The sequence below is a fragment of the Shewanella marisflavi genome (genome assembly GCF_023283925.1).
Lineage (GTDB): Bacteria > Pseudomonadota > Gammaproteobacteria > Enterobacterales > Shewanellaceae > Shewanella > Shewanella marisflavi.
Genome location: NZ_JAKIKX010000001.1, coordinates 1 through 23,339 on the forward strand (window position 1 = coordinate 1; position 23,339 = coordinate 23,339).

Consider the following 23,339-nt stretch of genomic DNA (forward strand, 5'->3'; position numbering starts at 1 on the left):
GAGCCGTCCGAGACTAGGACGTTGATAGGCAGGGTGTGTAAGCGTTGTGAGGCGTTGAGCTAACCTGTACTAATGACTCGTGAGGCTTAACCATACAACCCAAAAGGGTTTCGTAAGCAATGGTTACTGAATCAGAAGAATACAAGTACTTGATTGAAGTGCGGACTCAAATTAGCTCTTGAATAAAGAGTGCAGCTTTTCAAATTTATTATTTTGGTTAATTACGCAGGTAATTGTTTGGCTGACAAAGCCGTAACGAAGCGAAGCGCGGAGTGTACTAGAGTACATGAGCACTGCAGCGAGGAAACAATGCCGTCAGACGAAGAATTAACCAGTAAGAATTTGTCTGGAAACCATAGCATTGTGGTCCCACCTGATCCCATCCCGAACTCAGAAGTGAAACGCAATCGCGCCGATGGTAGTGTGGGGTCTCCCCATGTGAGAGTAGGTCATTTCCAGACGCCTAATAAAGCAAAAAGCCCTAGCCTAAATCGCTAGGGCTTTTTGCTTTCTACGCTCTGCGAAAGCATCTACTTCACCTGCAGTCCAAAGCTGCTTAAGCAGTGTGCGCCCCTCAGCTCGCAGTCTAGCTGCTTCGCGCTCCTGCCATCCATCAAGCTTCGCTTGATAAACGGATGCCTTTCGCCCCCATGTGAGCGTATGTTTGTACAAATATCTAAATGTGGCTGAAGCTGGCCATAACAGTCGCTTATTTTCGTCGTCCCGCCGCTGAGCTTGGTCATAAACTGCATCCTGTGTTTATGACATTCGGCACATCCATGTGCCTTGCTCGCAGTCTAGCTGCTTCGCGCTACAGCCATCCATCAAGCTTCGCTTGATAAACGGATGTCTTACGCCCCCATGTGAGAGGAGCGTTGAGTCAATATCTGATGTATGGCTCGAAGCAGGCCATGACTAGCGCTTCCTCTATATCGCTGAGCTTGGTCATAAACAGCATCCTGCGTTTATGACATTCGGCACATGCATGTGCCTTTCCCCCAGCTCGCAGCCTAGCTGCTTCGCTATGATATGAGGGGCGAGTAAGCACCTCGTATTTGGTTTGAAGCTGGCGATGATAGGCGACTTTCTTATAAATAACAGGGTAATTACTTACTGGGCAGCGGATTGTTATTTGATATCCAATTATGTGTGGATAGTACTTTAGTCATTAAAAAAGCCCGATATTAGGATTCGGGCTTTGAGGTGAATGACTATAAAGAGAGGAGTTTTTCTACTATGGGTTGGTTCGCCGCGGGAAAATCATAATCTTTGAGATCAGCAAGTTCAGCCCATTGAATAAGTTGACCTTCGAGCCCTTTAGCTTGCCCTGTGAAGGACTTAACTGTGTGTATGTCGAGATACACCTGTTTGTCAGGGTAGTCGTATGAGATGGCCATTAGTGGGCTTGTCGATGCCACTTCTAACGCCACTTCTTCCCTCAACTCTCTTATCAAGGCTTCAGAGGTCGTTTCACCCTGTTCGACCTTACCGCCTGGGAATTCCCATTTGCCGCCTTGGTGAAGGTGCTGAGGACGTTTAGCGAGTAATATCTTGTTATCAGTGTCGAATATGATGCCGACAGCAACATGGACTCTTTTCATCTATTGATCCTTAAAAAAATCAGATTCTTCATAGCCAAGGGAATCTAGGGTTTCTGGATCAAATTCAGGTTTCACTGGAATAGCATGTTTCTCAGAGGCCCAATCGCCAAGATCGATGAGTTTGCATCTTTCGCTGCAAAAGGGCTTGAATTTGGATTCTTTTGACCAAACTACCTCTTTTTGACAGGTCGGGCACTTAACTGTGGTTGGCATAATTACTTCCATAGGCCGATGAATGACAGTCGGGCTATGGTAATCACTTTAGGTGCAGGTTGCCAACATAAAGTCGATTGATTTATCTGAGTGCTTTTGTTGGTCAAACAATACAAAGTGGATGGCGTAACGATTACGGTTGCCGCTAATTGTGGGGTAGCATCCCTGTTCTGGATCTATCTTAACTCGAATCAGAGATAGTGCTTGATTGCTAGAGCCTTGGTAGAAGCCGGCGGTAGCCGTTGCTGGATTATAGATGGTTGTATTACGCGTTAATTCAAGTAACAACTTAATTGGGTTGAGTAAGCAATCGAAGTGGCTTGTCCATGCCTTATACTCTTGCTGGCGTACTTCCCAAGGTTTAGCCAACCAGTAGTGTAACTGCGGCAGGTCAAAGTTACAGCATGCGCCTGGCATGCCAAAGCGCTGCCTTAATGCTGATAAAAACCTATCTTGCTTTAGCTTTTGTCCTGGGCGCTCACAGCCGATGAGCTGAGCTCTAGCTTGTTGCATTTGATGAATGTAATGCTCAACTTGCTGTTCATCAATATGAGGCAAGTGCTGCCACTTTTTTAGATTAAGCAGCTGCTTGTCGATATCCTTAATGATTTCGCTGCGATAATCACAACGTTCAGTAAGTTCGCAGAGCGAAAATAGTGGATAGAAACAGCGATGTTGATGGTCTTGATCTAAATTACTTTGTACCTGGCTCGCGAGATATTCGAGCCTAAGATAGCTACGTGTTTTCTCGTTTAATGGCTGTTCGTAGATCAATTCATTCATGACGATAATTAAGTTTGTGCGGCTAATTTTATGTATTTATTATGTAATGCAGAAACCTTACTTCTTAATGCTGATATCGATCCTTGATTGTCGATAACATCGTCAGCTTTGGATAACTTCTCATCTCTGCTTGCCTGGCTAGCTATTATATTTTGTACTTGCTCTGCATCGACAGCGTCTCTTAGCGTCGTTCGCTGAATCTGTAACTCTGGCGAAATATCAACCACTAAAGTGCAATTCACTAACCTATCTAAACCATTCTCAAATAGCAAGGGGACAACCAAAATTGCATAGTTTGAGGTTGAGTTTTGCAATTGTGTTAACATTTCTGATCGGATTATGGGGTGTAATAGGTTGTTAAGCCATTCTCTCTCGGTGGGATTGTTAAATATCCTATCTCTTAGGGCTGTTCGATTTAGCTCGCCATTTTCAAGCAAAATATCGCCGCCGAAATGCTCTGCAATTTCGGCTAAGCCTTTGGTACCTTTTGCTACCACTTGTCGACTCACGACATCGGCGTCGACAAGATCGATACCTAATTCTGCAAACAGGTTCGCCACTGTGGTCTTGCCACTTCCTATACCGCCAGTGAGGCCGACAACAAAATTAGCCATGATAATCTCTGAGTTTGTTGATGTTTAAAGGGTGGAGAGGTACCAGTTAGTGATTCTCTCTCCCCAGATCATCGCTATCCAGCCTGCTAACGCAATATATGGCCCAAATGGAATGGGGTTGCCTGAGTTGATCTTCTTATTGACGATAAGAAGTAACCCAACGAGGGCGCCGACAATAGATGATAGTAGGATAATCAGGGGAAGTAACTGCCAGCCAAACCAAGCGCCGAACACAGCCAGTAGTTTAAAGTCGCCATAGCCCATACCTTCTTTACCTGTTAGCAGCTTGAAGCTCCAGAAGACACTCCAGAGACTCATATAACCTGCTGCAGCGCCAATCACTGCATCGCTTAGCGAGACATAGGTGCTATCAAGGTTAATGAGAAGACCGAGCCACAAGAGTGGCAGAGTGATTTGATCGGGCAGCAACATCTCATCGAGATCTATGCCCGTTAAGGCTATCAGGCCAAAGGTAAGTATGGTCGCGAAGACAAACTGCCAGCTAGGGCCAAAGTAATAGGCGAGATAGGAAACAGCCAACCCTGTAATAGCCTCAATAATAGGGTATCTGGCAGATATGTTGGTTTTGCAGTTAGCACATTTCCCGCCGAGCATTAACCAACCAAAAATGGGCAAATTGTGCCAAGGTTTGATATTGGTTTTACATATAGGACAAGCAGAGCCTGGGACGATGAGGTTATATTTTTCAGGGTAATCATCAATTGGCTGAGCTAACTTGTTTTCAATCTCCTTGATGGTGGATTTATGGTATTCCTCAAGATACTGATTGCACTCTTGCTGCCATTCCCTTTTCATCATGACCGGAAGGCGGTGAATCACCACATTTAAAAAGCTGCCAATAGTCGCAGCGAAAACGAAAGAGATTGCGGCAAACAGTACAGGGTACTGAGCCATTAATTGGATAAATTCAGTCATTGAAGATGCTTATTCTTGTTATTAAAAACTAGGTGACTCGCTCGGGGTTTAACCAACCACATTACCCATTTGGAAGATAGGCAGATACATACCGATGATAAGACCACCTACCAGGGTACCAATCACCACCATCATGATGGGCTCGATAAGGCTTGATAGGCCATCGACAGCATCATCGACCTGCATCTCATAGATATTAGCGACCTTGTTGAGCATCTCATCGAGGCCACCAGATTCTTCGCCTATCATTACCATCTGAATTAGCATGTCGGGAAACAGTCCCGTGGTGCGCATCGCGACATTCATCTGCATCCCTGACATCACTTCGCTGCGCACTTTAATCAGTGCGCTTCGATACACATAGTTGCCTGAGGCGCCTGCGGCAGACTCAAGACCATCGATAAGTGGCACGCCTGCAGCAAAGGTGGTTGCCAAAGTTCTAGAGAATCTCGCCATGGCTGCCTTATGAAGAATCGGGCCAATAGCGGGTATTTTTAATACAAATTCGTCCACTCTGTTTCTAAAGGTTTCTGATTTTAAATGAGCACGTTTAAATGACCAAATACCTATGATTATGGCAATGACAAAGAAGTACCAAGAGGACTGAAGCCATCTTGATATGCCAACAATCATTTGAGTGAATGCGGGTAACTCTGCGCCAAAACCTGCAAAGATCTCCTCAAATTGAGGAACTACCATGAGCAATAGTAGCGCTGTTACACCGATAGCAACGACCACAACAGCAGCAGGGTAGAACATGGCCTTTTTGATTTTTGATTTGAGCGCCTCAGCCTTTTCGCGGTAAGTTGCGATGCGATCGAATACCGCATCGAGGGAGCCTGAGTGCTCACCAGCGGCAACTAAGTCTACATAGAGGTCGTCGAAATATTGTCTGTGCGGTCTTAATGAATCTGATAATGGAATACCTGATTGTACATCGGCAACAATGGTTCCCAGCAATTCACGCATACGAGGTTTTTCATGGCCTCGGCCTAACATCTCTAAGGTGGTGACGATAGGTACGCCCGCCGCCAGCATAGTCGCTATCTGGCGAGTGATCATGGCGATATCCATCGCCTTGATTTTGGGGTCGCTTTTAAATAGTGACTCGGGCTTTTTCTTAACGACCTTGGGGTTAACCCCTTGGGATTTTAGCAGCGCCTTGATTTCTGCCGACGAGGTGCCTCGCAGCTCACCACTGGTTTTTTTGCCGTCACGGTTGGTGCCTTTCCACTCGAAGGTGACGACCTTAGGTTGCGCCTTGGCAGCTTTTTGCTTTTTATTGGTTGTTTTTGCGAGTGATGCGCTAGCCATGGAAAATCCTTTGTTGAAAAGTGTTAAGTTATAAGCAGTAATCACTAGTAAAGAGACTACTTAACAGAGTCTTACGTTACCACTTACGACTTCTTTAAAAACTGGTGACGCGGTTTATTTCGGCGATACTGGTTACGCCTGCAATGACCTTGCGTAGGCCTGAATCTCTCAGATCGCGCATGCCTTGCTCTTTGGCCTGATTAGCGATTTGCAGTGAGTTGCCTCCTTCCATAATAGTACGGGCAATCTCATCTGACATCTTCATTACCTCATAAATACCGACACGTCCTTTGTAGCCACCGGAGCAGAGGTCGCAACCAACAGGTTTGTAGACGGTAAAGCCTTCGTCAATTTGTGCTTGGGTAAAGCCTAATCTGAGTAGTTCGTGTTCTGGTACCTCTTCGGGTTGGCGACATTCGGTGCAGAGTCTTCGTGCCAGACGCTGAGCGATAATCAGGTTTACAGAACTCGCAATATTATAACCAGGCACGCCCATGTTAATTAGACGAGTTAGGGTTTCGGCGGCCGAGTTAGTGTGGAGAGTTGACAGTACCAAGTGGCCTGTTTGTGCTGCCTTTATGGCAATTTCGGCGGTTTCCAGATCACGGATTTCACCTACCATGACTACGTCGGGGTCTTGACGCAAGAAAGATCGCAGCGCAGAGGCGAAGGTGAGTCCGGCCTTTAAGTTAATATGAACCTGGTTGACCCCTTCTAGGTTAATTTCGACTGGATCTTCTGCGGTAGAGATATTGCGCTCTTCTGTATTGAGAATATTAAGGCCTGTATACAGGGACACTGTTTTACCTGAACCTGTAGGGCCGGTGACCAAGATCATCCCCTGAGGTTTTGCCAGCATCTCTTCATAGAGCTTGCGTTGGTCATCTTCATAGCCGAGTTTTTCGATGCCGAGTTGGGCAGAAGAGGAGTCCAAGATACGCATTACGATCTTTTCGCCCCAAATTGTCGGCAAGGTACTGACACGAAAATCGATAGATTTGGTGCGAGACAGCTTCATCTTGATGCGCCCATCTTGAGGCACGCGGCGCTCGGCGATATCTAGCTTTGACATTACCTTAAGGCGAGCTGATATACGACCAGCTAAATTCACCGGCGGCTCAGAGACTTCATGTAAAATCCCATCGATACGAAAACGAATACGGTAGCGCTTCTCATAGGGCTCAAAATGTAAGTCAGATGCGCCCTTACGTATGGCATCAGTTAAGATTTTATTGATATAGATAACGATGGGGGCGTCATCACTGGCATCGCCTTGCTGCTCTTCCTGGCGTTTGTCGGTATCGCTAATTTCTATGCCGGACAGAGAATCTTCATCTATACCGTCTAGGTCGAGCGCCGAGATATCTTCTTCGAGAACTTTCTCAAGCGCTACAGTCAACTTGTCATCTTCAACCAGAATGGCTTCGGCATGTAGGCCGGCGCTGAACTGAAAGTCTTCTAAGGCGGCAATGTTGGTCGGGTCTGATGTGCCAATATAAAGTCGATTTCCGCGCTTAAACAAGGGTAAGCATTTGTGCTTTTCGATCAGTTTTTTGTTGAGGAAATCTTCGGGAATGCTACTGATATCAAACTCATTGAGATCTAATAAGGGAGTGCCATATTCTTCATAGCAGAGCTCGGCTATTTCGCGGGCGGACAATAGTTTCTCTGAGATTATAGTTGATACTAGGGATAATTTTGTTTGACGAGATTTCGAGATAGCTGATGAGATCTGATCTTCGCTAAGTAATTGTTTGCGAATAAAAAGGGTCGATAGTCCAAGGTGTAAGCCTGTGGTCGGCATGAATCATCAGGGCCTTAATAAATTAATTGAAGCCAAAACCAAATGTGCTCATCTGATTTTGGCTTGATATCTGAATTAGCTTTATTATCTAGCTTGCTGTGCAGTTTTTAATTGTTACATCTGCACCACCGGTTCCAGTTAGAGAACATTGCCATTCTAATTCACCGTTCGCTGCTGGAACCGCCTTTAATTCAGCAGTTACACCACTAATTGTATTTGTTAAAGTATCACCTGCTTTGCAGTAAGCTATAGCTGGTAGTGCAGGGTCATCTGCAGTAGCAGCTATTGCGCCACAGTCTAGCGTATTATATACAGAATATCTTTCTGCTAACTTAATTTTTGAACCGCTCATAGAAGCTACTGCATTTGTTGCATTAGATTTTTTTATGTAATCCTGATAAGCAGGCAGTGCAATTGCGGCGAGAATACCGATGATTGCAACAACGATCATTAATTCAATTAGGGTGAAACCCTTAGCATTGCTCATGTTACGAGACATTTTGATACCTTTCATTTTTTCTCTCTCCGTTTGACAGAACTCTGACTCGACTCATCTCTTACTGATGTAGATACAATGACAGCCTATTCTTTTAGCATCGGCTTAATCTAGCACCGACCTTGTAGTTATAGTCATGTTTCTTATGAAACACTACTAATTACTGCTACTTACCGGGTTATATTTACCACGGTTAAGGCCGATGTTTAATATAAGCCTAAAATAAGGGCTAAAGCTGCTCTACTCTGTGCGCTCCTGCGTCACTTAGATGTCGTCCTTGATCAAATCGTTATTGCTATCAACTAGTCTTTATGAATTCCTGAATGAGGTCAGTCGTTAGTACATGACTATTGATCCAACTCCAATCTAGGCTTTCACTCTAAGTTTGATTTATCTACATTCGGCAAACTACACCATTTTGGCGGCTTAACTCATCCAAATCATTTGTTTACAGTTAACTTTTTCGTTTCTCGCGTAGTGTCTTTTTATGAGTTATCGAGACGAACAATTGAGCGTCTGATAACTACAAAAATGTTAACGATATGTTTCGTTAAACCTACCACTAACTAGAGAGCTACTTTAGTTAACGATAATTAATGCTTTCGACTTACTAAGTCGGTCTACCTTCATGGTAAGCTGGCCGAAAGGGCCATCTCGCCTACAGCCAAAGTTAGTACAAAGTTAACAAAAAGGGAACCGTAAATCGCATCAAAGTCTTAATTTAAAGGTGAATTTGTCTAATAAAATTTTTTTTTGTAAAAAAAGTTATAGCGTATTTATGACTTTGATTGAAAAATTGGCGCTTGAAGCCTGAGTGTCAATTTTACAGCGGCCAAACGACCTGTCTAAACTGATTAAATTACATACCAGTCAGTGCTAGTGAGTGTTGTCAGCTAGAATTGTTAAAAAAGTGTTGGTAAGAGGTCTGTTGTTCTTAGCAGTCTTTAGACGCTCGCCTAACCTCTTACCATACTTGTTCTTAAGCAGTACGCCATACATTTATCTTGAGAGACGTTTTCACCTCAGTGTTAATCTTTCAATCTCAAAGACAAATCTAGCGCTTTGACGTGTTTGGTTAGGGCGCCTACCGAGATGTAGTCGATTCCTGTCTTGGCAAAGTCAGAGATGGTATCTAACGTCACGTTTCCTGAGACTTCGAGCTTAACGCGTTGGTTTTCGCTATAGCTATTGTTTAGCTCTACAGCCTCAATCATCATGGTGACGTCAAAATTATCGAGCATGACGATATCTGCACCGGCATCTAGAGCCTGCTTAAGTTCATCAATCGTTTCGACTTCGACTTGAACTAACTTATCACTGGCCAATTGACGGGCAGCGCTAACCGCTGAGGCGATGGAGCCGCTGGCCATGATGTGGTTTTCTTTAATAAGGAAGGCATCGAACAGGCCTATGCGATGATTCTTACCGCCGCCACAGGTAACGGCATACTTTTGCGCGGTGCGCAGGCCGGGGATCGTTTTGCGGGTATCTAACAGTTTACAGTGGGTGCCGGCCAGTCTATCGACATAGAGCTTAGTTAGGGTGGCAACACCAGAAAGCGTTTGGATAAAGTTCATCGCGCTGCGCTCGCCGGTCAAAATAGCGCGGGCTGAGCCTGACATTTCGCACAATACTTGGTTCGGTAAGACGAGATCGCCATCGTCCACATGCCAATGCAGGGCAACTTCGCCACCTAACTGATTAAAGACCTGCTCGGCCCAGGCTTTGCCACAAAATACCCCTTCCTCTCGAGTAATTAGGGTGGCTGTTGCGTACTTATCGCTAGGAATAAGCTGGGCTGTGATATCCAGGCTTAATTTTTCGTCGGCGGTAAGATTGCTATCGGCCTGAAAACCTAAATCTTCTTCAAGTGCGATTTTGACTGCCAGTCTAATGTCATTTTCCAGCATCTTTCTATCCTCATGACTGTGTGCGGCGCTCCGTGAGTCGCTCTTTGAATGACCAATAGGGTATCGGTCGTGATCTAATGGCCGCAAACACTTAACTATATGCCGTTAATAGTAACAAATCCCTAATTGAAAAAGCAGGGATATTTCTCTCCTAATGTCAGCTGACCATGTGTCGATTTGTATTTTGCTATGGGGACCTACTGGCGGCCTTGAGCCAAAGTGAGTTAAAGTGCTAAAGGCTTGATATTATTTGGAGGTAGATTAGCCTGTGGCTGTAATGACGTTAGATAATGGCTGGGTTGAGCAATGCCGAAAATGTATCTCGCCCCATTTTAACGAGCGCCCCTGCGGTGAGGTCAGCTTGTTGGTGATCCACAATATCAGTTTGCCAGCCGGCCAGTTTGGCTTGCCCTATATCGATCAGCTGTTTCAAGGCTGTTTAGATAGCCAGGCGGATGAAAGCTTTTGTGATCTTCAAGGGCTAGAGGTGTCGGCGCACTTTTTGATCCGCCGTGATGGGGAGTTAGTGCAGTATGTAAGCTGTAATGACCGCGCCTGGCATGCAGGGCTATCTCAGTTCGCGGGTCGAAGCGGTTGTAATGACTTTGCAATCGGGGTGGAACTTGAGGGAACCGATAGCATTGCCTATACCGATGCGCAGTATGAGCGGCTTAGACAATTAACCTTGGTCTTGTTTGAGGCATATCCTATGCTCAATAAAGATATGATCGTCGGCCATAGTGACATTGCACCCGGTCGCAAAACCGATCCCGGTGAGAGTTTCGATTGGCAGAGATATCGCGCCAGTTTAACGGATGAACAAATATAGCAAGCTAACAAGTTAGGAGAGGGAATTGTAGATGGCACTGTTTTCTTTGTTGATGGCGATCATGATCGAGCGTCTCAAGCTACTCCCCCAAGCGTGGCAGCTGGAAACCTTATTGGCATTATATGCTAAGAGTTTCTTTGGCCGTAAGCAGTTGGCGAATGATCTTATGATGGCTATCGCCCTGATTTTACCCGCCATAGCGGTGCAGGTACTGGCTTGGTTTGTTGCTGGGATGTTCTGGGGGCTGCTGAGTCTTGCACTCTGGGTAAGCGTTTCTATTTTATGTTTCAGCCACCTTAAGCAGCGGCAGATCTTTAAGCAATATATTCAGGCGGCTTGCCGGGGTGATGCTCAGGCCTGTTACCATTTTGCTGATGAACTCGATCCTTATGTGTCCCTCAATGCCGTATCTGAGAAAGATTTAGGCGAAAAGGTGGGGCAAACCGTAGCCTGGCTCAACTACCGCTTCTATGGCGCCGTGGCCCTCTACCTTATCTTCTTCGGGCCTGCTGGGGCAGTGCTTTATTGCACAGTGCGTTATTTCTCCGATGATGCAAAAAGCCGCGGGGCAGAGTTGCCTTTAGTGGATACGGCCTTGATGTTGTTAGATTGGTTGCCGAGTCGCTTAATCGCGCTGGGCTATGTACTCAGCGGCCATTTTTCGTTGGCATTTGCTCGCTGGCGTCAACAGGCGCTGTGTTGGCGCTGTCCGGCGAGGGAGGTGATCTCTGAAGTTGCTCTGGCCGCGGAGACCATTGAATTTAATTCACCTACGCCAATTTGCGTCCAATCCACCATCTCTTTGCTACAGTTGAGTAAGCGTAACTTTATCTTACTCGTGATAGGTCTCTCTTTACTGACTATCTTTGGGGTCGTGGTATAAGTCAGTCGTGCTTTGGGGTCGTGGTATAAGTCAGTCGTGGTATAAGCAAAAGGATGATGCTCCAACTAGGGCTGCAAACAGCTTGTAGACTGATTGAGATCTTGCCTCACTAAACGTGGGGCAAAGGTCAGACCCCTTATACGTAAAAATAAGCTATTCTCACAAATTGTGAGTTTACATGAAGCGGATCACGAACTAGACATCTGAAATGTGATTTGATAAAGTGCGCTCAGTCAATTAAATTGGTAAGACCAATTTACAATAGGAGCTGAGGGCCATATGGCTTATAGCAAAATTAACCAGCCAAAAATTTCTGATGTGATCATGAATCAGTTGGAGCAGATGATCCTCGAAGGAAGTCTGCAACCAGGTCAGAAGTTACCACCAGAGCGTGAATTGGCACTGCAATTTGAAGTCTCTCGACCATCTCTTCGTGAAGCAATTCAAAAGTTAGAAGCAAAGGGCCTGCTGCTGCGTCGTCAGGGCGGTGGCACCTATGTCAAAGAGCAACTTTGGCAGAGCCTTGCTGATCCTATTGTGGAGCTGATGCACAGCGATTCTGAGAGTCAATACGATTTACTCGAGTTTCGTCACGCCACTGAAGGCATGATGGCCTATTTTGCGGCGCTTCGGGGAACCGACGCGGACATGCAAAACATCAAACAAAAAATCCAAGCAGTTGAAGCCGCCTCTGACATAGAGACCAAGGCCGAGGCGATTGTGTGCTTTTATCGCGCCATTGCCGAAGCGTCTCATAACGTGGCCATGCTGCATTTGGTATTAAGTTTAACTCCCGTGCTGCATAAAAATGTGGCGCAAAACTTAGAGTTGCTAAGGCGTAGAACCGATGCCTCTAAGATGGCGAACGAACATAGGCAAGATCTGCTTGCCGCCATCGTGCGCCGTGACCCAGAAGCAGCAAGAGAAGCCTCAAACGAGCACTTAAGCTACATTGAGGAAGTGATGTTGTCTGTTAGGGAAGAAGATAGCCGGTTGCAGCGTAGTCTGCGCCGTTTGAAGAGTGGCGCATAGACCAATGGTCTAGTCGCCACTTTTTACTATTCAACTCATACAATTAATGTATATAGGGAAGGACTGCGAAATGTCTGAACATATGCTACAAGATTTAGATCCGTTAGAGACTCAAGAGTGGGTCGATTCATTACAAGCCGTGTTAGAGCAAGAAGGCCCAGAGCGTGCTCACTATCTCTTAGAGAAACTTATCGACAAGGCTCGTCGTAACGGTACTCATCTGCCTTATAAAGCAACGACTGCGTATTTGAACACTATTCCAGCGGGCCAAGAGCCACATATGCCTGGTAACCAAGAGATGGAGCGTCGTATTCGCGCTATCATTCGTTGGAATGCCCTAGCTATGGTGCTTCGTGGATCGAAGAAAGATCTTGAGCTGGGTGGTCACATTTCGAGTTTTGCCTCTAGTGCGACAATTTATGACGTTTGTTTCAATCACTTCTTCCGTGCACCAAACGAGAAAGATGGCGGTGACTTAGTCTACTTCCAGGGTCATATCGCCCCAGGTATCTATGCGCGTTCTTTCCTTGAGGGCCGTTTAACCGAAGATCAAATGGCTAATTTCCGCCAGGAAGTAGACGGTAAGGGTCTCTCTTCATACCCACATCCTAAGTTGATGCCTGATTACTGGCAGTTCCCAACGGTATCTATGGGTCTGGGTCCGATTCAAGCTATCTATCAGGCACGTTTCCTTAAGTACCTGACTGACCGTGGTCTGAAAGATTGTTCTGAGCAAACCGTTTACTGTTTCCTTGGCGATGGTGAGTGTGATGAGCCTGAGGCATTAGGTGCTATCGGCCTGGCGGCACGTGAAGAGCTGGATAACCTAGTGTTTGTGATTAACTGTAACCTACAGCGTCTCGACGGCCCTGTACGTGGTAACGGCAAGATCATTCAAGAGCTTGAAGGTGAATTCCGCGGCGCAGGCTGGGAAGTGGTTAAGGTTATCTGGGGTCGTTACTGGGATCCACTATTGGCTCGTGACACCAGCGGTAAGCTACTGCAGCTGATGGAAGAAACCGTTGATGGTGAATACCAAAACTGTAAGGCCAAAGGTGGTGCTTATACCCGTGAACACTTCTTCGGTAAGTACCCAGAGACGGCTGAAATGGTTGCCAACATGTCAGATGATGATATCTGGCGTCTAAACCGTGGTGGTCATGATCCGGTTAAGATCTATGCCGCGCTACAACACGCGAAAAACACTAAGGGTCGTCCAACCGTTATCTTAGCGAAAACCGTTAAAGGTTATGGTTTGGGTGATGCCGGTGAAGGTAAGAACATTGCGCATAACGTCAAGAAGATGGATATCAGCGCCGTACGTTACTTCCGCGATCGCTTTAACATCCCAATTCCGGATGACAAGCTAGAAGAGATCCCATTCTATCACCCAGGTCCAGACTCGGAAGAAGTGAAGTATCTTCTTGAGCGTCGCGCTGAGCTGCATGGTTCTATGCCTGCTCGCCGCGAGAAGTTCTCTGAAGATCTGGAAGTGCCATCACTGAAGATTTTCGACTCTATCCTGAAAGGATCTAATGGTCGTGAGATCTCTAGCACCATGGCGTTTGTGCGTATCCTGACTGCACTACTGAAAGATAAGAAGATAGGTAAGAACATTGTCCCTATCATTCCTGATGAAGCGCGTACCTTCGGTATGGAAGGTCTGTTCCGTCAGGTGGGTATCTATGCCCATGAAGGGCAAAAGTACGTGCCACAAGATTCGGATCAGGTGGCTTACTACCGTGAAGACAAGTCGGGTCAGGTACTGCAAGAAGGTATTAACGAGCTTGGCGCAATGTCTTCATGGGTGTCTGCAGCGACCAGTTACTCGGTTAACGATACACCAATGATCCCATTCTACATCTACTACTCTATGTTTGGTTTCCAACGTATTGGCGACATGGCATGGGCGGCAGGTGACATGCGAGCCCGTGGCTTCATGGTCGGTGGTACGTCAGGTCGTACAACCCTGAACGGTGAAGGTCTGCAGCATCAGGATGGTCACAGCCATGTATTGGCGAATACAATTCCAAACTGTATCTCTTATGACCCAACTTATGGTTATGAGATTGCAGTTATCGTTCAAGATGGTATCCGTCGCATGTACGGCGAAAACCAAGAAGATATCTTCTACTACCTGACCACAATGAACGAAAACTATGTTCAACCTGAGATGCCAGAAGGCGCTGAGGAAGGCATTGTTAAAGGTATCTACAAGCTTGAGTCTGTATCAGGTAGCGGCAAAGGTAAGGTACAGCTGATGGGCTGTGGCACCATCCTTGAGCAAGTTCGCAAGGCGGCCCAGGCATTGGCGAAAGACTTCGGTATCTCATCTGATGTATTTAGCGTGACCAGCTTCAATGAGCTGACTCGTGATGGTCAGGCGGCAGAGCGTTACAACATGCTGCACCCAACTGAGACGCCTAAGCAGGCTTATATCAGCCAAGTGCTTTCTAGCGATTCACCAGCCGTTGTTGCCACCGACTATATGAAGATATATGGCGAGCAGCTACGTGCTTATGTTCCTACCGACTACAAGGTGTTGGGTACTGATGGTTTCGGCCGCAGTGACAGTCGCGAAAATCTGCGTCACCACTTCGAAGTGGATGCTAAGTTCATCGTGATCGCCGCGCTTAAGTCGCTGGTTGACCGCAATGAACTGCCTGTCGAAGTGCTTGCCAAGGCGATTGCCGAATACGGCATCGATGCAGACAAGATTAACCCACAGTTCGCGTAAGGGGATAAAAAATGGCTGAATTAAAAGAAGTTTTAGTCCCCGATATCGGTGGGGATGAAGTACAGGTTATTGAGATCTGTGCTGCGGTAGGCGATAACCTCGCTGCCGAAGAATCTATCATTACCGTTGAAAGCGACAAGGCGACCATGGATATTCCTGCGCCTTTCGCCGGTAAACTTGCCGAGCTCAAGGTCGCCGTGGGCGATACGGTTTCTGAAGGAACGCTGATCGCCATGATGGAAGCGGGTGAAGCGCAAGCCGCCGAACCTGCTTCTGAAGCGCCAGCAGAAGCCGCCCCTGTTGCTGCTCCAGCTGCGCCTGTTGAATCAGCTCCTGCTGCGGCTCCAGCCTCAGCGCAAGTGATTGAAGTCACTGTGCCGGATATCGGTGATGCGTCAGATGTTGACGTGATTGAAGTGCTGGTGGCCGTGGGTGACAGCATTGATGTCGACACAGGGCTTATCACGCTTGAAACCGACAAGGCGACCATGGAAGTCCCTGCGCCAGCTGCGGGTGTGGTCAAAGAGATGAAAGTGGCCGTGGGCGACAAGGTCTCTCAAGGTTCTCTGGTCTTGATGCTTGAAGTCAGCGGCGGTGAAGCTGCTGCGCCAGCGGCAAGTGCGCCTGCTCAAGAGGCAGCTAGTGCGCCAGCGGCAACTTCCAGCGTTGAAGTGAAAGAGATTAGCGTACCCGATATCGGCGACGCGTCTGATGTCGATGTTATCGAGGTTTTGGTAGCAGCGGGTGATGTGATCGAGGCTGACCAAGGCCTGATCACCCTGGAAACCGACAAGGCCACCATGGAAGTACCAGCACCGTTCGCCGGTAAACTGGTTTCTGTGACGGTTAAGGTAGGCGATAAGGTTTCTCAAGGTAGCGTTATTGCGACTATTGAGACGCAGTCAAGCGCCCCTGCGGCGGCTCCAGCGCCAGCGGCTGCACCAGCAGCTTCAGCCCCGCAAGCCAGTGCGCCAGCACCTGCGGCGAACAAGCCGCCTGTGCCGCATCACCCGAGTGCCGGCAGCAAGCCTGCAACGGGTGCCGTGCACGCCTCGCCAGCGGTTCGCCGTCTGGCACGTGAATTTGGTGCAGACCTGACTCAGGTTACTGGTACCGGTCCTAAGGGACGTATTCTGAAAGAAGACGTTCAGGCCTTTATCAAGTATGAGCTGTCTCGTCCGAAAGCCTCTGCGGCTACTAGCGTGGGCGCCGGTGAAGGCGGCCTGCAGGTGATTGCAGCGCCTAAGGTTGATTTCGCTAAGTTCGGTGAAGTGGAAGAAGTACCGCTGAGCCGTATTCAGAAGATCTCTGGACCTAACCTGCATCGCAACTGGGTGACTATCCCTCATGTGACCCAGTTTGACGAAGCAGACATCACTGAGATGGAAGCCTTCCGTAAGCAGCAAAACGAGATCGCTGCTAAGCAAAAGACTGGCGTTAAGATCACCCCGCTGGTGTTTATGATGAAGGCGGTTGCTAAGACACTGCAGCAGTTCCCAGTGTTTAACGCCAGCCTGAGTGCCGATGGTGAGTCGCTGATCAAGAAGAAGTACTACCACATCGGTGTGGCGGTTGATACGCCAAACGGTTTGGTGGTGCCTGTGGTTCGTGACGTCGATAAGAAGGGTATTATCGAGCTGTCAGCCGAGCTGATGGAAATTTCGGTTAAGGCCCGTGATGGCAAGCTGAAAGCAGCCGATATGCAAGGCAGTTGCTTCACCATTTCTAGCCTAGGCGGTATTGGTGGAACGGCATTTACGCCTATCGTGAACTATCCAGATGTGGCGATTCTTGGCGTATCTAAGTCTGAGATTAAACCTAAGTGGAATGGTAAAGAGTTTGAGCCTAAGTTAATGTTGCCGCTCTCTTTGTCTTACGACCACCGTGTGATCGATGGCGCCATGGCAGCACGCTTTAGCGTCACGCTGTCAAGTATGCTGTCCGACATACGCACACTTATTTTGTAATGATGAAGGCTACTCAACATGAGTAGCCTTTTGTTTAACTCCTTGAAAGGTTAAAATGCGGCCACCTTACAAGAACTAACGTTCAAAAAGCTGGCGTCATAATGGGTTGGGCCGGAATTCCTCCCAACACAATGAGAAAGAATAGAGGAAAACATGAGTAACGAAATCAAAACTCAGGTAGTGGTTTTAGGTGCAGGCCCTGCAGGTTATTCAGCAGCATTCCGTGCTGCCGACTTAGGTCTGGAGACTGTTATCGTTGAACGTTTCAGCACCCTAGGTGGTGTGTGTCTGAACGTGGGTTGTATCCCATCTAAGGCATTGCTGCACGTATCTAAAGTGATCGAAGAAGCTAAAGCCATTTCAAACCACGGCGTGGTATTTGGCGAGCCACAGATTGACCTGGATAAACTACGTGAGTTTAAGCAGAGTGTTATCAGCCAGCTGACTGGCGGTCTGGGCGGTATGTCTAAGATGCGTAAAGTCAACGTAGTGAATGGCTTCGGTAAGTTCACTGGACCTAACACTATCGAAGTTGCCGGTGAAGATGGCGTGAAAGTGGTTCACTTCGAGCAAGCGATTATCGCTGCGGGCTCTCGTCCAATTCAACTGCCTTTCATTCCTCATGAAGATCCACGCATTTGGGATTCAACCGATGCGCTAGAGCTGAAAGAAGTGCCAGGCAAACTGCTGGTTATGGGCGGCGGTATTATTGGTCTAGAGATGGGTACTGTTTATTCGTCACTGGGTAGTGAGATCGACGTGGTTGAAATGTTCGACCAGGTGATCCCTGCCGCTGACAAAGATATCGTTCGCGTCTACACCAAGAAGATCAAGAAGAAGTTTAACCTGATCCTAGAGACCAAAGTGACTGCCGTTGAAGCGAAAGAAGATGGTATCTATGTGTCTATGGAAGGTAAGAAGGCACCGAGTGAGCCAGTACGCTACGATGCGGTATTGGTTGCTATCGGCCGTACACCAAATGGCAAGCTGATTGATGCTGACAAGGCTGGCGTGAACATCGATGAGCGTGGTTTCATCAATGTTGATAAGCAGATGCGCACCAACGTACCACACATCTATGCTATCGGTGATATCGTGGGTCAGCCAATGCTGGCACACAAAGGTGTGCATGAAGGCCACGTTGCCGCTGAGGTGATCGCTGGCATGAAGCACTACTTCGATCCTAAGGTGATCCCATCAATCGCTTATACAGATCCAGAAGTGGCGTGGGTTGGTCTGACTGAGAAAGAAGCTAAAGAGCAAGGTATTGCTTATGAAACAGCGACTTTCCCATGGGCGGCTAGTGGTCGTGCGATTGCTTCAGACTGTTCAGACGGTATGACTAAGCTGATTTTCGATAAGGAAACTCATCGTGTGATCGGTGGTGCTATCGTGGGTGTTAACGGTGGTGAACTCCTAGGTGAAATCGGTCTGGCTATCGAGATGGGTTGCGATGCAGAAGATTTGGCTTTGACCATCCATGCTCACCCAACTCTGCATGAGTCAGTTGGTCTTGCCGCTGAAATCTATGAAGGTTCAATTACCGATTTGCCAAACCCTAAGGCAAAGAAGAAAAAATAATTACTTGTTAAATAAAAAAAGCGCTCATTGAGCGCTTTTTTTTTGGTAGGCTAACTTATATATTATATTTTTGTAACAGTTGTAAGTTTATTGCGCCATGCCCCAACCCCGTTGTACCGTCTGTTTTAAATGGGATCTTCTATGAGCTATAGCCAGGCGTTACGCTTAATAGGCCTTTGTTTGCTGCTGTTCTGTGTTAGTGGGCCGAGTGTTGGCGGCGATCTGGTGCAGAGGGTATTTGGTGCCCGGGATGGACTCAACAATGCCACGGTAAACGATATCAGCTTCGATGAGTATGGCTATACTTGGCTCTCCACCGAGCAGGGGCTGTACCGTATCAGCGATACCAAGGCTAGGCGTATCGATAAAGATGCCAATCTTATTCGTCTTTCCGATGAATATATCTATCTTACCGAGTCACTCAGTAAGAAACACCTACTGGTCAGCAGTTATGCCAACACCTATCTGTACGACATCATCAATGATAAGTTTGTGCAACTCGGCACGCCGCAGCTTTTTCCCGAGTTTCATCGCGGTGGCCTGCAGGCAATTACTCGGCAGAAAGATGGCAGTTATGTACTGCTAAGCTACCATGGCGAATTGTATCGCCTTGATTATGAGGCGATGTCGCTCTCATTTATTAGTGCTCTGCCCACCGATCCCGACATGCCTTGGTTTGTGTTGTCCCAATTTGGCGATTCGCAGCTTATTGTGGGTAAGAGTTATGAGCTGCAGCTTAGAGACAGCCTAGGCATGCTCCGAGGGCTGTTTCCCTGGACCGAGGAGCAGGGTCAGATCAAGAGTCTGTTTGAAGACAGAGCTGGTCGGCTCTGGCTGGGGTCGAGCAACGGCTTGTACCGCGTCTATCCAGATACTTTGACGTTGGAAAAGGTAGAGCAGCTTCCCTTTTATGTGACTCAGATGGCCCAGGACAAGTTGGGCTTTCTCTGGCTATCAGGACGAGAGGGGCTGATCAAGTGGCATCCAGATACCTTAGAGCTCAAACGCTTTACCGATGACTTAAAATTGGCAGCTGATTTGGATTATATCTATGATTTGGCGGTCGATAGTAACGATTTGGTATGGGTTGGTGGCTCGGGTGATGGGCTGGCGATCATTGCCGATAACCCTGATTTTGTTATCGACGACTTTACTCAGCGTGCGCCATATCGTCTTAGTGACGAGATGGTGTGGACAATATACGCCGATGAGCAGCAACTCTGGCTGGGGACTGATAAAGGGCTTATCGAGATAGATAGGGTTGCAAAGACGAGTCAAACCTTTGTGCCTGACGAGCTGGAGGTGAATGACAGTGTCTATATGGTGAGCCCATTTGATGAGCAATATCTGCTGCTGGGGACCACCAATGGCCTGTTTGTCTATAACAGATTGAGCCAGAAAACGCTGCGCTTTGCCGAGATCTCCGGGGGGCGAACTTCCCTCGAAAATAAGATGATCTACTCCACCTATAAAGATCCGCTTATTACCTCACGCTGGTGGTTTGTTACGGCTACCGGTCTGTTTTATTGGGATAAAGGCAGCTTGGAGCCCAGCCGGATGCCCGTTAAGGGAGTTGATGGCACTCAGCATCAGATCCCACTTAGATCAATTTACCGCGGGGCCGATGGCAAGCTGTGGGTAGGCGGTGAGAATCTGTTTGGCTATATAGATAACAAGGGGCTCTTCTACTCTCGTATCGATATTTTTGCCGATAACAATATCTCTATCGACGTCAGTTATATCAAAGAGGTGGACTCGGGGGTGCTATGGCTGGGCACTTCGCCTAAGGGCTTAGTGGAGTATCATCCAAAAACAGGCTTGACCTATTTTCTGACCGACAACTGGCAGGTGGATTGTAGCTCTATCTATTTTATCGAGCAGTTGCCTGGTTATCGCGTGCTTGGCTGTGCTAATTCTCTGATCCGGCAGGACTTGACCACGGGCAGCTTGACTGTGATTGAGAAACAGGATGGTTTAATCAGCCATGAGTTAAACGATGGTGCCGCTTATTATGAGCCAAGTGCCGGTTTGTTTGTCGGGAGTCCTGATGGTGTGAGCCTGGTTGATGTCTCTTTAATGCGTAATCGTTTGGCAGAAGATGGCATCATGATGGAGTCAGTGTCTGTTTTTTATGAAGACAGTACCGAGATAAAGCTGGTTCCAGACCCCGGCATGCTTATAAAGCCCGGTGCGCGTCTGATCAGCTTCCAACTCACCAGCCTGGATTATCTCACCGATATTCCATTTCAATTACAGTATCGTTTGCGCCATGGTCAGAACTCGGAAGAGAGTAAGTATCTTCAGCTGATGGGCCAGTCTCAGGTGAACGTCTCAGGTCTTAAAGAGGGCCGCTACACCTTAGATATCCTCAGTGAACAAAATGGTGTCTGGTCGCAAACCCCCTATTCATTTAGCTTTGTCGTAGAAGATTACTGGTGGAACTATGACTGGTTTAGGGCCTTGGTCATTATCTCTTTGTTGTTGGTGGGGCTCTATTTCCTGCTGTTGCGCCAGAAGCAGCTTAGCGCCTTCAGACGGGTAAATCGGGCGTTAAAAGATAGTGAAGATAGACTGCGTCAATCGCTGCGAGGAAGTGACTCCGAATTGTGGGAGTGGCATAGCGACAGTGACTCATTTTTGCTGGAAAATCGTGGCCGCTATTTCCCCGATAAGGGAGATGCCTTTGAGCTTAAGATGGAAGAGTTCCCCATCTACGCCGATGATCAGGATAAGGTGTTTAGCGCCTGGAAGCGCCTATTGTCTAAGCAGGACGACAGGCTTGATGTCGACTACCGCTACCGTCGACCAGATGACTCTTGGGGCTGGACTCGTGTGCGCGGTCGAGCCCTTGAGTTTGATGCCGTGAGCGGCAAAGTCAGAAAGGTTGCGGGGATCTACACGGATATCACCACTCAGCGTCGCTTAGAAGATGACGTTAAGCTGTTAGCGCAAGCCTTTGCCAATACCTCTGAAGGGGTGCTTATCTTAGATGCTGATGAGCGGGTTAGGGTTTCTAACAAGGCGGCGCAGAAGATTTTGGGCATGACCGCCGATGAGTTGATTGACCGCTATTTTGCCCAGTTGGTGCACAGCAGCGAAGAGCGAAGTGATGAGATCAATATCCTGCTAGAGCAGGGGATCACCTGGACCGGAGAGCATGAGTTTCAGTGTGCCGAGGGGCTTATCTGCCCCGTGTGGTTAAATCTGTCGACCATGACGGATGAGCGTGGCGCTATTAGCCACTATGTGGCGGTGTTCTCCGATATTACCGAGCGAAAGCAGACCGAGGCGGACCTGCGCCGCCTGGCTAACTATGATGTGCTCACCGGTCTGCCCAATCGCTCGTTGTTTGCCTCTCGCTTAGCCAAATGCATCCATCGCGCCGAACAAACCCAAGAAAAACTGGCGTTGATCTTCCTCGATCTGGATCGCTTTAAGAATGTTAACGATTCCTATGGTCACAGCATGGGGGATGCCTTACTCGTTGAAGCCGCTAGTCGACTGCAATCTTGTGTGAGCGATAATCACACCTTGTGCCGTTTCGGTGGCGATGAGTTTGTTATTTTGATGCGAGACATGGCAGATATCGATGAGGTCAATCACCTGTGTGAAGCCTTGATTCGCCAAATCGAGCAGCCGTTCGAGCTCTATGGTCGCGAGTTCTTTATCTCTACCAGTATCGGGGTAAGCCTCTGGCCGGATGATGCAAAGCAGCCTGAGGTGTTAATCAAAAACGCCGATCAGGCGATGTACCATGCTAAAGATGAGGGGCGTGGTAATTTCCAGTACTTCTCGGCCGAACGTAATGCCGAAGCGCTCTACCATCTTAAGTTGGAAGCTGAGCTGCGCAAGGCGATAGACAGGCAGGAGTTTGAACTCCATTTCCAGCCGCAGATCGATATCCTCAAAGACGACAAGGTGGTGGGCATGGAGGCGTTGCTACGCTGGCATCATCCTACAGAGGGCTATATTCGTCCCGATATTTTTATTCGGGTGGCCGAGTCTTGCGGACTGATCATCGATATCGATCGCTGGGTGATCAGACAGGCCTGTATTCAGGGAGCTAAGTGGGGTGAGGAGTTCGGCGAAGATCTGAAACTGTCGGTTAACGTGTCGGCAGTGCATTTCAGGCAGCCCGACTTTATTCAGGATGTGCAGCAGGCGCTCCAGGAATCGGGGATGCCGGCTAAGATGTTGGGGCTGGAAATTACCGAAGGCGTTTTGATGAAAGAGCTACATGTGGCCAAAGATCATCTCGAGGCGCTCAGAGCCATAGGCATAGATGTGGCTATCGATGATTTTGGTACTGGCTATTCATCCCTTGCTTACCTGCGCAGCTTCGATGTGAGTACCTTGAAGATTGACAGATCTTTCCTTATCGATATCGCCAACAACGAGGCCGACCAGGCGATTGCCAGCAGTATTATAGAGCTGGCGCGTAACCTCAAGTTGAAGGTGGTGGCCGAAGGGGTGGAAACCCAAGAACAGCTGGAGCAGGTCTTTAGTCGTGGTTGTTACATCATTCAGGGATACTACTTTGCTAAGCCGATGGCCACTACGGAGTTTGAGCAATACCTCAATGCCCAACTTCAGTAGAACTGTTAAGACAATCTTATTGAAAAGTGAAAATTTTCTCGTT

The 23,339-nt window shown here is 47.7% G+C and carries 15 protein-coding genes, 2 rRNA genes and 1 pseudogene; 9 read left to right on the forward strand and 9 right to left on the reverse strand.

The window, feature by feature from the left end; genetic code table 11:
- Together L2712_RS00005 and rrf are read left to right on the forward strand one after the other, a co-directional pair.
- Positions 1-94, forward strand: a 23S ribosomal RNA gene (locus tag L2712_RS00005); the annotation flags it as partial.
- A 251-nt stretch (positions 95-345) separates the two neighbouring features.
- Positions 346-461: ribosomal RNA gene (rrf, locus tag L2712_RS00010) — 5S ribosomal RNA — on the forward strand.
- Positions 462-1,211: 750 nt separating this feature from the next.
- On the opposite strand, the gene mutT is transcribed toward rrf, so the two are convergent.
- The 9 genes and pseudogenes from mutT to nadC form a co-directional block, all read right to left on the reverse strand.
- Complete coding sequence (mutT, locus tag L2712_RS00015) at positions 1,212-1,601, reverse strand: 8-oxo-dGTP diphosphatase MutT (RefSeq protein ID WP_248976513.1); 390 nt, start codon at positions 1,599-1,601, stop codon at positions 1,212-1,214.
- Positions 1,602-1,814, reverse strand: a complete 213-nt coding sequence (yacG, locus tag L2712_RS00020) for a DNA gyrase inhibitor YacG (RefSeq protein WP_033540807.1) — start codon at positions 1,812-1,814, stop codon at positions 1,602-1,604.
- Positions 1,815-1,862: 48 nt separating this feature from the next.
- Positions 1,863-2,597 carry a cell division protein ZapD gene (gene zapD, locus L2712_RS00025; protein ID WP_033540806.1) on the reverse strand — a complete coding sequence of 245 codons (735 nt, stop codon included), beginning with the start codon at positions 2,595-2,597 and terminating at the stop codon, positions 1,863-1,865.
- 8 nt (positions 2,598-2,605) lie between these two features.
- Positions 2,606-3,211 (reverse strand): dephospho-CoA kinase, encoded by a 606-nt coding sequence (gene coaE / locus L2712_RS00030; protein ID WP_248976514.1) that lies wholly within the window; start codon positions 3,209-3,211, stop codon positions 2,606-2,608.
- Positions 3,212-3,235: 24 nt separating this feature from the next.
- A complete protein-coding gene (locus L2712_RS00035; RefSeq protein ID WP_248976515.1) occupies positions 3,236-4,147 on the reverse strand; it encodes a prepilin peptidase in 912 nt (303 codons plus the stop codon).
- A 48-nt stretch (positions 4,148-4,195) separates the two neighbouring features.
- Positions 4,196-5,461, reverse strand: a complete 1,266-nt coding sequence (locus tag L2712_RS00040; protein WP_248976516.1) for a type II secretion system F family protein — start codon at positions 5,459-5,461, stop codon at positions 4,196-4,198.
- 94 nt (positions 5,462-5,555) lie between these two features.
- Positions 5,556-7,265 carry a type IV-A pilus assembly ATPase PilB gene (gene pilB / locus L2712_RS00045; protein WP_248976517.1) on the reverse strand — a complete coding sequence of 570 codons (1,710 nt, stop codon included), beginning with the start codon at positions 7,263-7,265 and terminating at the stop codon, positions 5,556-5,558.
- Between the two features lie 384 nt (positions 7,266-7,649).
- Positions 7,650-7,752: pseudogene (locus L2712_RS00050) on the reverse strand (prepilin-type N-terminal cleavage/methylation domain-containing protein); the annotation flags it as partial.
- A 1,037-nt stretch (positions 7,753-8,789) separates the two neighbouring features.
- Entirely contained in the window at positions 8,790-9,671 is an 882-nt protein-coding gene (gene nadC, locus L2712_RS00055) for a carboxylating nicotinate-nucleotide diphosphorylase (protein ID WP_248976518.1), read from the reverse strand.
- Between the two features lie 277 nt (positions 9,672-9,948).
- Here nadC and ampD point away from each other — a divergent pair, with 277 nt between their 5' ends.
- From ampD to L2712_RS00090, 7 genes are all read left to right on the forward strand, one after another.
- Positions 9,949-10,500 (forward strand): 1,6-anhydro-N-acetylmuramyl-L-alanine amidase AmpD, encoded by a 552-nt coding sequence (ampD, locus tag L2712_RS00060; RefSeq protein WP_033540800.1) that lies wholly within the window; start codon positions 9,949-9,951, stop codon positions 10,498-10,500.
- Positions 10,501-10,531: 31 nt separating this feature from the next.
- Positions 10,532-11,383, forward strand: coding sequence for a beta-lactamase regulator AmpE (gene ampE, locus L2712_RS00065; protein ID WP_033540799.1), 852 nt, complete (start codon positions 10,532-10,534; stop codon positions 11,381-11,383).
- A gap of 279 nt (positions 11,384-11,662) precedes the next feature.
- A complete protein-coding gene (pdhR, locus tag L2712_RS00070; protein ID WP_033540798.1) occupies positions 11,663-12,415 on the forward strand; it encodes a pyruvate dehydrogenase complex transcriptional repressor PdhR in 753 nt (250 codons plus the stop codon).
- A 70-nt stretch (positions 12,416-12,485) separates the two neighbouring features.
- Positions 12,486-15,152: a pyruvate dehydrogenase (acetyl-transferring), homodimeric type gene (aceE, locus tag L2712_RS00075; RefSeq protein ID WP_033540797.1), complete on the forward strand. Its 2,667-nt coding sequence runs from the start codon at positions 12,486-12,488 to the stop codon at positions 15,150-15,152.
- Between the two features lie 11 nt (positions 15,153-15,163).
- On the forward strand, positions 15,164-17,119 hold the full coding sequence (gene aceF / locus L2712_RS00080) for a pyruvate dehydrogenase complex dihydrolipoyllysine-residue acetyltransferase (RefSeq protein ID WP_248976519.1): 1,956 nt from the start codon (positions 15,164-15,166) through the stop codon (positions 17,117-17,119).
- Between the two features lie 153 nt (positions 17,120-17,272).
- Positions 17,273-18,700 (forward strand): dihydrolipoyl dehydrogenase, encoded by a 1,428-nt coding sequence (gene lpdA, locus L2712_RS00085; RefSeq protein ID WP_033540795.1) that lies wholly within the window; start codon positions 17,273-17,275, stop codon positions 18,698-18,700.
- Positions 18,701-18,841: 141 nt separating this feature from the next.
- Positions 18,842-23,296 (forward strand): EAL domain-containing protein, encoded by a 4,455-nt coding sequence (locus L2712_RS00090; protein ID WP_248976520.1) that lies wholly within the window; start codon positions 18,842-18,844, stop codon positions 23,294-23,296.
- Positions 23,297-23,339 lie beyond the last annotated feature (43 nt).